Origin of the sequence: Sphingopyxis witflariensis (genome assembly GCF_002205635.1) — a bacterium.
GTDB classification, from domain to species: domain Bacteria; phylum Pseudomonadota; class Alphaproteobacteria; order Sphingomonadales; family Sphingomonadaceae; genus Sphingopyxis; species Sphingopyxis witflariensis.
This window is the reverse complement of the sequence record NZ_NISJ01000001.1, coordinates 23,936-35,099: the sequence shown is the minus strand read 5'-3', so window position 1 is coordinate 35,099 and position 11,164 is coordinate 23,936. Positions and strand designations below refer to the sequence as shown.

The window sequence follows — 11,164 nt, the reverse complement described above, 5'->3', positions numbered from 1 at the left end:
GGTGCAAAAGGGGGGAGGCGCGGTGGAGTCTGCGGGCAGTTTCTTTGCATATCCGGCCGCGCGCGATCGTGTTGCGTTGGCCGAGGGTGAGCGTCCGCGTTTCTGGGTTACCATCGACACCGAAGAGGATTTCGATTGGAGCGCGCCCTTTGCGCGCACCGGCTATCGCCTCGATTCGGTTCCGGCGCTCGCTGATTGTCAGGCTTATTTTGATCGCGCGGCGGTCCAGCCCATTTATCTCGTCGATTGGCCGATCGTCGGCGACGACCGGGCCGTCGGGATATTGGGCGCGGCGAGAGCCGCGGGCCGCTGTGAAATCGGTGCGCAGCTTCATCCCTGGGTGACACCGCCGCACGACGAGGATGTGAACGCCTTTAACAGCTATACGGGCAATCTGCCGGTGGATTTGCAGCGCGCGAAAATGGCGGCGCTACATGCTGCAATCCGCGATCGTTTCGGCCTCGCTCCAACCGTCTATCGCGCCGGGCGCTATGGTCTGGGTGCCGACACGGCCGAAATGCTCGCCGAACTTGGTTTCCGCTGCGACACGTCGGTGCGCGCGGGCTTCGATTATCGCAGTGGTCATGGCCCCGACTATCGCGCGGCGTCGCTTCATCCGTGGCGAGTCCGGACCAATGGCGGGGCGGTGCTCGAAGTGCCCGTAACGACATTGTTTGGCGGCCTGCTCGGCCGCGTGGGACCAGGGCTCTATCACCGCTTTGCGCGGCCAGGATCGCGTGCCGGGGCCGCGCTCGCCCGCTTCGGCCTTGTCGAGCGGATCGCGCTGACCCCTGAAGGCATACCGGCCGAGCGCGCGTGCCGGGCGATCGACATCGCAGTCGATCTGCGCCTGCCTGTCCTGACCTTCTCCTTTCACTCGCCGTCGCTGCAACCCGGCAACACGCCCTATGTCCGCAGTTCCGCCGACCTCGGCCGTTTCTACCGCTGGTGGGACATCGTGCTCGACCATCTCGCCCGCCGGGGCGTCGAAGCGACGACGGCGGCAGGGATTCTGGCGATGGCCGATGCTAAAGCGGTGACCGTCTGATCGTTGCGCTTGCCAACGCGCCACACCCTCCGCTATCGCCCGCTCATCCCCACGGGGGCCTGTAGCTCAACGGTTAGAGCTGGCCGCTCATAACGGCTAGGTTGCGGGTTCGAGTCCTGCCGGGCCCACCATTTTCCCTTGCCTTTCAGGGGTTATGGCGGTCCATTGTCTCCAACAGAGGGAGAGGGACATGGGGAAGCGTCGGAATATCCTGTTGGGCGGGCTGGCGGTCGTCGCGATTGCGGCGGGCGTCGTGGCGGTTCGCACCGCGACTTTTGCGCCAGCCGGCATTGCCGATGGCAGCGATGTACGGCTCGCTGCGGTGCCAGCCTATGATCTGGACGCCGCGGTCGGCCATCTCAGCGCCGCAGTGCAATTGCGGACGGTCTCGCACCAGAACCCTGTCGAAAACGAAACGGCCGAATGGGACAAGCTGCACGCCTGGCTGGCGGCGACCTATCCGGCGACGCATGGCGCGATGACGCGCACGATCTTGCCCAACCGCACGCTCATCTATCACTGGGCCGGCTCCGATCCGTCGCTGCAACCGATCATCGTCATGGCGCATCAGGATGTCGTGCCGGTCACCGCAGGGACCGATGGCGACTGGAAATACCCGCCCTTCGCCGGGACGATCGCCGAACAGGCGGTGTGGGGGCGTGGCACGGTCGACGACAAGGGGTCGCTGGTCGGCCTGTTCGAGGCGACCGAAGCGCTCGCCAAGGCGGGTTTTCGGCCCAGGCGCGGAATCTATCTCGTTTCGGGCCATGATGAAGAAGTCGGCGGAACCGGCGCAGCCGCGGCGGCTGCCAAGCTGAAGGCCGACGGCGTCAAGGCGATCTTCACGCTCGACGAAGGCAGTATCGTGTTGAGCGATACGCCGGTGATTGGCGGCCCGGCCATCCTTATCGGTATTGCCGAGAAAGGCTATGCGACGCTGAAGGTCACCGCCAATGCGCCGGGCGGGCATAGTTCGATGCCCCCAGCCGAAACCGGCGTCGGAACGCTGGCGCGCGCGATCACTGCGATCACCGACAAGCCTTTCCCGATGGAGATACGCGGCCCCGGCGCTTCGATGCTCGAATCGCTCGCGGCGGCAAAGGGGGGCACGACCAAAATTGCGGTGGCAAACCAGTGGCTGCTCGGATCGCAAGTCAAGAAACAGCTCGCCGCATCGCCGACGAGCGCCGCCGGTTTCCACACCACCATCGCGCCGACGATGCTGGAAGGCAGTCCGAAGGAAAATGTCCTGCCGCAATCGGCGAATGCGCTGATCAACTATCGTATCGCGCCATGGGATCGTTCGGCCGACATACTGGCGCATGCCAAAGCCGCAGTGGGCAACGCGCCGGTCGATTTTGCCTGGGTAACGCCGCCGCGCGAGCCGTCGCGCGTGTCGTCGACCTCGTCACAGGGCTGGAAGTGGATCGCCGCCGCCGCACGCGCTGACGCTCCCGATGCGGTGCTCGCGCCGATGCTCGTGGTGGGAGGAACCGACAGCCGCAATATGGAGCCGGTATCAGACGATATTTACCGCTTCATGCCGATGCATTTCACGGTGAAGGAATCGGCGATGATTCACGGCACCAACGAGCATATGAAAATCGACAGCTTTCGCCGCATGATCGATTTCTACGCGCGGCTGATCGCGACGTCGGCGGGGTGAGGGGAGAAGGGGACGGGGGAGCGTGGAGGGTCAAAAGCCCCGATCGCTACCCTCGCTGGATAAATGGTCGGGGAGATAGGATTCGAACCTACGACCCTCTGCTCCCAAAGCAGATGCGCTACCAGGCTGCGCTACTCCCCGACTGGTTTGCGCCTTAGACAGGCTCGCGCGCGAAGTCTATCCGCCATCTGCGTTCAGGCGATGAGTTAGGGGAAATCGGGCAAAGAAAAAGGCGGCCTTCCCGAAGGAAGACCGCCCTGATCTCGTTTCAGTCATGCCCCGAGGGGCTGTGACTTACTTCTTTGCTTCAGCCGGAGCAGCAGCAGCGGCCGGAGCAGCAGCGGCATCAGCCGGTGCAGCAGCGGCAGCAGCAGCGTCAGCCGGAGCAGCAGCAGCGGCGTCGGCGCCAGCAGCAGCGGCTTCGGCACCAGCAGCAGCGGCGTCAGCGCCAGCAGCAGCGGCGTCGGCGCCTTCTTCTGCGACTGCTTCAGCAGCAGGAGCTTCGGTGGTTGCTTCTTCAGCAGCCTTTTCACCGCAAGCGGCGAGGGCGAACATGCTGGCAGCAACGGCGATAGCAGCAAACTTCTTCATGGTGTGTGGGCTCCCTAAAATGCCTAACCGCGTCGGGGAAACTTTCCCGTTCCGCGAGCCGCGGGATTTAGCCTTTCCGCATGAATCGTCAACAAAAATAATTGAGTTGGCTGTGGCGCGCGGAAATCTGTCATTTCCTGGAAACAATCACGGGCTCGCAGGAAGCGCGCGATCGGCAAGAATCGCCATTACAGCCCTTGGGGCGATGATATTCCGATGCGATGGCGACGCATCGGGTCGATGCCTTGTGTCATAGGATAGGGTGCGCAGACGGGCATGGCGAGTGCCCTCGGCGGGCATGTCGATCGCTTCGACGCATGGCTCGACCGCTATGTCGCAGCCTCGCGCGCGCAAGCGTCGATTGCCAAGGCGCACCCTATTCGCTAACCGGCCCCCAATTCCATATTCCTCTGGCCGCGCGCGCGTGAGCCAGTCAGCTTTCGGAGCAAATTCCATGGCCGCCCAATATAGTTTCGTGATGAAGGGTCTGAACAAGACCTATCCCGGCGCGCAAAAGCCGACGCTCAAGGATTTGAGCCTGCAATTTTATCCCGACGCCAAAATCGGCATCGTCGGCCCGAACGGAACGGGTAAATCGACCCTGATGAAGATCATGGCCGGTATCGACACCGAATTTTCGGGCGAGGCATGGCCGGGCGAGGGCATCACCGTCGGCTATCTGGCGCAGGAGCCGGAGCTAGATCCGACCAAGACGGTCAAAGAGAATGTCATGGACGGCGTCCGCCCCGTCGCCGACATGATGGATCGTTTCAACGAGATCAGCACGCTGATGGCCGATCCGCCCGCCGACGCCGATTTCGACGCGTTGATGGAAGAAATGGGCACGCTTCAGGAAAAGATTGATGCGGTCGATGGCTGGACGCTCGACAACCAGCTCGAAATCGCGATGGAAGCGCTGCGTTGTCCGCCGGGCGACTGGGGCGTCGAGAATCTGTCGGGTGGTGAAAAGCGCCGCATCGCGCTCACCCGCCTGCTCCTCGAAAAGCCGTCGATCCTGCTGCTCGACGAACCGACCAACCATTTGGACGCCGAAAGCGTCGCCTGGCTCGAAAAGCATCTGGTCGACTATCCAGGCAACGTCATCCTCGTCACCCACGATCGCTACTTCCTCGACAATGTCGTGAACTGGATCCTCGAACTCGATCGCGGCCGCTATTTTGTCTATGAAGGCAATTATTCGACCTACCTGGAGAAGAAGGGCAAGCGCCTCGAGCAGGAATCGCGCGAGGACGCGGGTCGCCAGAAGGCGATCAAGGACGAACTCGAATGGATTCGCCAGTCGCCGAAAGCCCGCCAGGCCAAGTCGAAGGCGCGTATCAAAAGCTTCGACCAGCTGGTCGAAGCGCAGGAAAAGCGCATTCCGGGCAAGGCGCAGATCGTCATCCAGGTTCCCCAGCGTCTCGGCGGCAAGGTCATTGAGGTCGAGGGTGTGTCCAAAGCCTATGGCGACAAGCTGCTCTTCGAAGACCTGTCCTTCTCGCTGCCGCCGGGCGGTATCGTCGGCGTGATCGGTCCGAACGGCGCGGGTAAATCGACTCTGTTCAAGCTGATCACCGGTCAGGAAACTCCCGACAGCGGCAAGGTGACGATCGGCGACACCGTCCATCTCGGCTTCGTCGACCAGAGCCGCGACGATTTGAAGCCCGACAATAATGTCTGGCAGGAAATTTCGGGCGGCGCCGAAATGATGAATATCGGCAAGCATGAAATGCAGACCCGCGCCTATGTCGGCGCCTTCAACTTCAAGGGCGTCGACCAGCAGAAGAAGGTCGGCCAGCTGTCGGGCGGCGAACGCAACCGCGTCCATATGGCCAAAATGCTCAAGGAGGGTGGCAACGTCCTCCTGCTCGACGAACCGACCAACGATCTCGATACCGAAACGCTGGCGGCGCTCGAAGAGGCGCTGGAGAATTTCGCGGGCTGCGCCGTGGTCATCAGCCATGACCGCTTCTTCCTCGATCGCCTCGCGACGCACATTCTGGCGTTCGAAGGCGATAGCCATGTCGAATGGTTCGAAGGCAATTTCGGGGCATATGAAGAGGACAAGATCCGCCGCCTGGGCGAAGGTGCGACGCGTCCGCACGCGACGACCTACAAGAAACTGTCGCGCTGACCGGCATGACGGGGGAGGCGGCACCGATCTCTTCGAGCGCGATCCGTTTGGATGCGGACGCGCTCAACGCCTTCATGGCACAGGCCTTCCCCCATTCGGCGCCGGGTTCGCGCGGGCATGTGGTGTCGGCGGTGCCCGGCCATATTCAGGCGCGGCTCGATCCGAATGAAAAGGCGCTGCGCCCCGGTGGGTTGATCTCGGGGCCAACGCAGATGGGTTTTGCCGACATGGCGGCCTATGCGCTTGTGCTCGCGCATATCGGCCCCGTCGCTATGGCGGTGACCAGCGGGCTCAATTACCAGTTCCTGCGTCCGTGCCGCCCGGGCCCGCTGTTTGCCGACGCGCATATGCTGCGCCTCGGCAAACGGCTTGCGGTGATGGATGTGCGAATCTGGACCGACGATGCTGACAAGCCCGTCGGTCAGGCGAATGTGACCTACGCCATCCCCTAATATTCCAGCGATGGATACCAGTCGGTGCCGCGCCCGCCGGGCGTGAGGTCGAGGATCGTCCACAGGCTTGCCACATCGGGCGCATCGCGCGGGTCTTGTCCCGGGTCGGCCATTTGCGGCGTCATTTCGCTTTTCCAGAACAGGCGTATGCCGCTGCCATTGCGCTTGAACACCGCCAGCGCCGGGTTTTCGGTGCCGTCCGGGTTGAGCAGCGCGAAATCGCGGGTGAAATCGTCACCGATGGTCTGGACGAAATCGAGCGCCTGCCATCCGCGTTCTTGCGCGAATGCCTGTTGCCGTTGGACCGGGCTGCGGCCGATAATCTTGAACGCGACGCGCTGCTTGAGGTCATTCGCATTGCCGTTCACCGCGCCCAGCCAGTTGGTGCACATCGGGCAGGGGCGTTCGCGTTCGGGGCCGTACATCCAGAAATAGGCGACGAGCGTGTCATGTTCGCCAAACAGGTCGCTCAGATCAAGGGCCGCTCCATCGCCATCCTGAAACCGGTAATCCGCCATTAGCGGCCCGGGCGGTAGTGCGCGACGCTGAGCGGCCACCCGCGCTATCTTGCGGCGCAGGTCAATCTCTTCGGCAAGCAGCGATTTTCGGGCTTTGGCGTAATTTTCATCTTCGCCGGGAAAGGCGCGGCGGCGGGAAGCAAGCGCCGGCGCAGCCGACAGGGTTTGGCGAAAGGCCATCAAATTCTCCTTTTGGGGGAGAACGTGTCATCAACGCCATTGTTGCCGAACCGTTTCACGGTTGCTCGCATGTCTGCGTCGCTTGGTCGCGCAGCATAGTTCAGCTTACGGGCGGAACTTCCCACAGGATCAGCTTGATCGCGTGGACGTCCTCACGCGCCTTGGCGGCGTCAAGCCGGGTCAGCTTCACGCTGCCTTTCAGCGCGCCCATTTCGATCATCGCGTCGATGACGATCACGCCGCCCGCGCCGACGTCGATTTCCAGTTCGGCAGGATGTGCGAGCTTCGTCTTGGCGGTCGCGACATGGATATGATGCACGCCCGGCGCGACGTCGGCGAGCAACATCTGGCCCGATTTGATCTGGCCCTTCGCGGTCCCGTCGAGCGTCACATCCATGCCCTGCAAGGCGGCGACGAAGCCGCGGCGGCTGATATAGATGCGCGCTTTTCCTGATGGCGCCTGCATCGTGCGGGCATCGGCGAGCGCCGCCGGACTGGCCTTGGCGCCGCCCTTGTTGCTCGACAGCGCCCAGAAAATGAAGAGGATGATGCCGCCGATCAGGAGGACCGAGAGGATCAGCAGCTTGTCGGGAGACATCATGCTGGCGAGCGACGGCCCCATCAGAGCGCCGAAAATGGCCGCCGCGAAAATCAGCGTCAGCCACATTGCATTTTTGCTCATGTCAGTCTCCCGTTCAGGTGGCGGGGCTGAATTCCCCGGTCGCTTCGTCCAACAGATGCAATATGCCGTCACTGACCGCGAAAAAGGCGCCGCGCAGCGATAATGTCCCGCGTGCTTCCTTTTGCTGGATGCAGGGGAAGGTGCGCAAATTGGCGAGGCTGACCTCGACCGCCGCAAATTCCATGTCGCGCCGTGCTTCAAAGCTGTTGAGGTCGGCGTGGCGGGCGCGCACTTCGGCGCTTGCATCGTCGAGCATCGAAATCCAGTCGGCAATGAATCCGCCATGGCCAGGCTCGGCGCCCTCCATCGTGCGGTGGAGCGCGGCGTGGCAACCGCCGCACATGCCGTGACCCAGCACGACGATTTCCTCGACGCGCAGGATTTGGACGGCGAATTCCAGCGCCGACGAAACCCCGTGGCGACCGGGGGTGATTTCGAAGGGGGGCACCAGCGCGCCGACGTTGCGGACGACGAAAACCTCGCCGGGGCGGGTGTCGAAAATCTGTGCGGGCTCAACGCGGCTGTCAGAACAGGCGATGATCATCACCTTGGGCGACTGGCCCTCGGCCAGTTCCTCCCATCGCTCGCGCTGCTCTTCCCACCCGGTGGCGCGGAAACGGGCATAGCCCTCGAGCAAATCAGCAAAGTGAGTCATGCGCGCGCTTTAGCATAGGATCGCGGGTTGAGAAGAGGCGCGTGCACGACTATGTGAGCGGCATGAACGCTCCCGCCCAGCCTCAGCCGGCATCCGCCACCACTCCCAGCCAGCGCGCGCGCAAGCCCGACTGGATTCGCGTCAAGGCGCCGACCAGCCCCGGTTACGCCGAAACGCGCAAATTGATGCGTGAGCTCAATCTCAATACGGTGTGCGAAGAAGCTGCGTGCCCGAACATCGGCGAATGCTGGACCAAAAAGCATGCGACGGTGATGATCCTGGGTGACACCTGCACCCGCGCCTGCGCCTTTTGCAACGTCAAGACGGGGATGCCGCGCGCGGTCGATCTGCTCGAACCCGAACATACGGCTATCGCGGCGGCGAAGATGGGGCTCAGCCACATCGTCATCACGTCGGTCGATCGCGACGATCTGCCCGATGGCGGCGCAAGCCAGTTCGTCAAGGTGATCGAGGCGCTGCGCCGTGAGACGCCGACGACGACGATCGAAATCCTGACCCCGGATTTCCGCAACAAGCCCGAAAGCGCGATCGCGGCGATCGTCGATGCGCGGCCCGACGTCTATAATCACAACCTCGAGACCGTCCCGCGCCTCTATCCGACGATCCGCCCCGGCGCGCGTTACTATGCCTCGCTGCGCCTGCTCGAAAGCGTCAAGCGCCGCGATCCGTCGATCTTCACCAAGTCGGGCGTCATGCTCGGCCTCGGCGAGGAGCGGATGGAGGTGCATCAAGTGATGGACGATATGCGCAGCGCAGACATCGACTTCATGACGATGGGCCAATATCTTCAGCCGACGCCGCGTCATGCCAAGGTGATGGACTTTGTGACCCCGCAAGCGTTCGACGCCTATGCGCAGATCGCGCGTGCCAAGGGCTTTTTGCAGGTCGCTTCGTCGCCCTTGACCCGGTCGAGCTATCACGCCGGCGACGATTTCGAACGCATGCGCGCCGCGCGTGAGGCGAAATTGGCGCGCGCGGCGGGCTGACGCCTTCTTGCCACGGCACCACGAAACCCGCGTCCTGCCGTACAGCGCCGAACAGATGTTCGCGCTGGTGGCGGATATTGAGCGTTATCCTGAATTCCTGCCGTGGGTCATCGCCCTGCGTCTGCGTAGCGACAGCGAGCATGAGGCGATTGCCGACATGATCGTCGGCTTCAAGGGATTGCGCGAGAGTTTTTCGTGCCGCGTCCATAAACAGCGGCCGAGCGCAGTGTCAGTGAGCTATATCGATGGCCCGATGCGTCACCTCAGCAATGAGTGGCATTTCGAGCCTGCCGAGGGCGGCGGCTGCCGCGTCGACTTCATGGTCGATTTCTCGTTCCGCAGCCGTATGTTCGAGGCGCTGGCGGGGCAGATGTTCGACAAGGCGCTGCGCAAGATGATCGCGGCGTTCGAAACGCGCGCTGATGAACTTTACGGCGCGGGGAGGGCGATATCTTCCGAAGGCCGCAGCGAATCCTTGTCGGGCTGAAGCAGGTCGAGCGCGAACAAGGTTGCATGGTGACGGATCGCGGCGCGATCGGTCGATTCGAACTGTACCCGCTGGGTAAAATATTCGTCGGGGTCCTGGCCGCGCAGCGCTCGGGCGAAGACGATAAGGCCCACGGGTTTCTTTTCCGATCCGCCGCCCGGACCGGCGATCCCGGTGATCGCAACTGCAACGTCGGCATCGCTGTTCGCCAGCGCCCCTGCGGCCATCGCCCAGGCGGTCGCGAGCGAGACTTCGCCGAAGGTTTCGATGATTTCGCTGCTGACGTCGAGTTGGGTCTGCTTGGCATGGCCCGAATAGGTGATGAACCCCGCCGAAAACACGTCGGAACTGCCCGCAATGTCGGTCAGCGCGGCGCTGACCATACCCCCGGTGCAGCTTTCGGCGACGGCGACCCGGCGGCCCACGGCGCGGTTGTTCGCGAGCACATTCGTAGCAAGATCGTCGCGCGCGGTGAGGCGCGATTCATCATTGGGCAGCACGGCTTCAAATCTCCGGAAGTTGCAGGGTCGCAACGGCCTGCGCAGCGATCCCTTCGCGACGGCCGGTAAAACCCAGCCGTTCTGTCGTTGTGGCTTTCACACTAACCTTTGCCACAGGGATCGCAAGGATTTCCGCGATGCGCTCCCGGATGGCGGGGCGATGCGGGCCGATCTTCGGCGCCTCGGCGATAATCGTCAGGTCGACATGCTCGATCCGTCCGCCGCGCGCTGCCACGCGGTCGGCGGCGAAGGCGAGGAAGCGGTGCGAGGCGGCGCCGCGCCACTGCGGATCGCTCGGCGGGAAATGGTCGCCAATGTCGCCGTCGGCGAGCGCGCCGAGGATTGCGTCGGTCAGCGCATGAAGCGCGACGTCGGCATCACTATGGCCTTCAAGTCCATGACTATGCGCGATTTCTATGCCGCCTATCCACAGCGGCTTATCGGCGACCAGCCGATGGACGTCATAGCCCATGCCCACCGCGGTTCGTGTCATCGCCTTTGTCCCCAAGAGCCCCGAGAGGATATCCATATCCTCGGCATATGTCAGTTTATGGAGGCGCGCGTCGCCCGCGACAGCCTGCACCGGCAAGCCCAGTCGCCGCACGAGTTGCGCATCGTCGGTCGCGGTAGCGCCAGCGGCGGCGGCATGGGCGCGTCGCAATGTCCCCAAATGAAACGCCTGCGGGGTTTGTACTCGCGCCAAAGCCGCGCGATCAACGACTTCGCCGGCCTCATTGCCCGCCTGTTCGACCAGCGTATCGGGCACCGGAAGGGTGGGGATCGCCGCCTTGGCGCCATTTTGCAGCACGGCAAGCAAGCGGTCGACCACCGCCGCCGTCACGCCGGGGCGCGCGGCGTCGTGCACCAATATCATGGCGTCATCGTCCCAGTCGGAAAGGCAGGCGAGGGCGTTTCCGACCGATTGCTGGCGTTCGGCGCCCGCGGCGGCATAGCTCCAGCCTTCGGGAAGCTCGCCGACCGCCGCCACGACATCGTCGCTCGCCACCAGCACGCCGCGTGATATGGCGTCATGCGCAGCAAAGGCGTCCAGGCTCCAGCGCAGCACCGGCTTGCCGCCGAGCATCGCGAGTTGTTTCGGGGTTTCATAGCCGGCGCGCGTCCCGCGGCCACCAGCGAGCAGCAACACGGCCACGCGCGGGGCCGAAGAGAGGGCAGACTCACTCATCGTGCGCGCCGGTTAGCGCAGCGGCGGCTTGCGGGAAAGCCGCTTAACGTGTAGGGGC

General features: G+C 63.4%; 12 protein-coding genes and 2 tRNA genes. 7 read left to right on the top strand and 7 right to left on the bottom strand.

The genetic code is table 11. The annotated features are described in order from the left end of the window. Position 1: 1 nt before the first annotated feature. The 3 genes from CDQ91_RS00195 (at position 2) to CDQ91_RS00185 (ending at position 2,714) form a co-directional block, all read left to right on the top strand. On the top strand, positions 2-1,048 hold the full coding sequence (locus tag CDQ91_RS00195) for a polysaccharide deacetylase family protein (protein ID WP_237245752.1): 1,047 nt from the start codon (positions 2-4) through the stop codon (positions 1,046-1,048). A 55-nt stretch (positions 1,049-1,103) separates the two neighbouring features. After that, positions 1,104-1,179: transfer RNA gene (locus tag CDQ91_RS00190), tRNA-Ile, on the top strand. Between the two features lie 59 nt (positions 1,180-1,238). Continuing rightward, on the top strand, positions 1,239-2,714 hold the full coding sequence (locus CDQ91_RS00185; protein ID WP_088470707.1) for a M20 family peptidase: 1,476 nt from the start codon (positions 1,239-1,241) through the stop codon (positions 2,712-2,714). A 64-nt stretch (positions 2,715-2,778) separates the two neighbouring features. On the opposite strand, the gene CDQ91_RS00180 is transcribed toward CDQ91_RS00185, so the two are convergent. Continuing rightward, a tRNA-Pro gene (locus CDQ91_RS00180) sits at positions 2,779-2,855 on the bottom strand. Between the two features lie 131 nt (positions 2,856-2,986). Then, positions 2,987-3,247: a hypothetical protein gene (locus CDQ91_RS00175; protein ID WP_158213579.1), complete on the bottom strand. Its 261-nt coding sequence runs from the start codon at positions 3,245-3,247 to the stop codon at positions 2,987-2,989. A gap of 512 nt (positions 3,248-3,759) precedes the next feature. Here CDQ91_RS00175 and ettA point away from each other — a divergent pair. Together ettA and CDQ91_RS00165 are read left to right on the top strand one after the other, a co-directional pair. Next, entirely contained in the window at positions 3,760-5,439 is a 1,680-nt protein-coding gene (gene ettA, locus CDQ91_RS00170) for an energy-dependent translational throttle protein EttA (protein ID WP_088470705.1), read from the top strand. A 5-nt stretch (positions 5,440-5,444) separates the two neighbouring features. Further along, complete coding sequence (locus CDQ91_RS00165) at positions 5,445-5,891, top strand: PaaI family thioesterase (RefSeq protein WP_088470704.1); 447 nt, start codon at positions 5,445-5,447, stop codon at positions 5,889-5,891. Here the strand turns inward: CDQ91_RS00165 and CDQ91_RS00160 are convergent. The 3 genes from CDQ91_RS00160 to CDQ91_RS00150 all read right to left on the bottom strand — a co-directional run bounded on the left by CDQ91_RS00160 (position 5,888) and on the right by CDQ91_RS00150 (position 7,926). After that, on the bottom strand, positions 5,888-6,589 hold the full coding sequence (locus tag CDQ91_RS00160; protein WP_088470703.1) for a DUF899 family protein: 702 nt from the start codon (positions 6,587-6,589) through the stop codon (positions 5,888-5,890). The two genes, CDQ91_RS00165 and CDQ91_RS00160, sit on opposite strands and share 4 nt — an antisense overlap. A 100-nt stretch (positions 6,590-6,689) precedes the next feature. Further along, positions 6,690-7,271, bottom strand: a complete 582-nt coding sequence (locus CDQ91_RS00155) for a DUF2846 domain-containing protein (protein WP_088470702.1) — start codon at positions 7,269-7,271, stop codon at positions 6,690-6,692. Between the two features lie 13 nt (positions 7,272-7,284). Continuing rightward, positions 7,285-7,926: a carbonic anhydrase gene (locus CDQ91_RS00150; RefSeq protein WP_088470701.1), complete on the bottom strand. Its 642-nt coding sequence runs from the start codon at positions 7,924-7,926 to the stop codon at positions 7,285-7,287. 62 nt (positions 7,927-7,988) lie between these two features. Here CDQ91_RS00150 and lipA point away from each other — a divergent pair, with 62 nt between their 5' ends. Together lipA and CDQ91_RS00140 are read left to right on the top strand one after the other, a co-directional pair. Continuing rightward, entirely contained in the window at positions 7,989-8,933 is a 945-nt protein-coding gene (gene lipA, locus CDQ91_RS00145; protein ID WP_088471365.1) for a lipoyl synthase, read from the top strand. A gap of 7 nt (positions 8,934-8,940) precedes the next feature. Further along, positions 8,941-9,420, top strand: a complete 480-nt coding sequence (locus CDQ91_RS00140) for a type II toxin-antitoxin system RatA family toxin (protein ID WP_088470700.1) — start codon at positions 8,941-8,943, stop codon at positions 9,418-9,420. Here CDQ91_RS00140 and CDQ91_RS00135 read toward each other — a convergent pair. Continuing rightward, positions 9,363-9,920 (bottom strand): CinA family protein, encoded by a 558-nt coding sequence (locus tag CDQ91_RS00135; protein WP_419722530.1) that lies wholly within the window; start codon positions 9,918-9,920, stop codon positions 9,363-9,365. The two genes, CDQ91_RS00140 and CDQ91_RS00135, sit on opposite strands and share 58 nt — an antisense overlap. 4 nt (positions 9,921-9,924) lie before the next feature. Beyond that, positions 9,925-11,106, bottom strand: coding sequence for a bifunctional 2-C-methyl-D-erythritol 4-phosphate cytidylyltransferase/2-C-methyl-D-erythritol 2,4-cyclodiphosphate synthase (locus tag CDQ91_RS00130; RefSeq protein WP_088470699.1), 1,182 nt, complete (start codon positions 11,104-11,106; stop codon positions 9,925-9,927). Positions 11,107-11,164 lie beyond the last annotated feature (58 nt).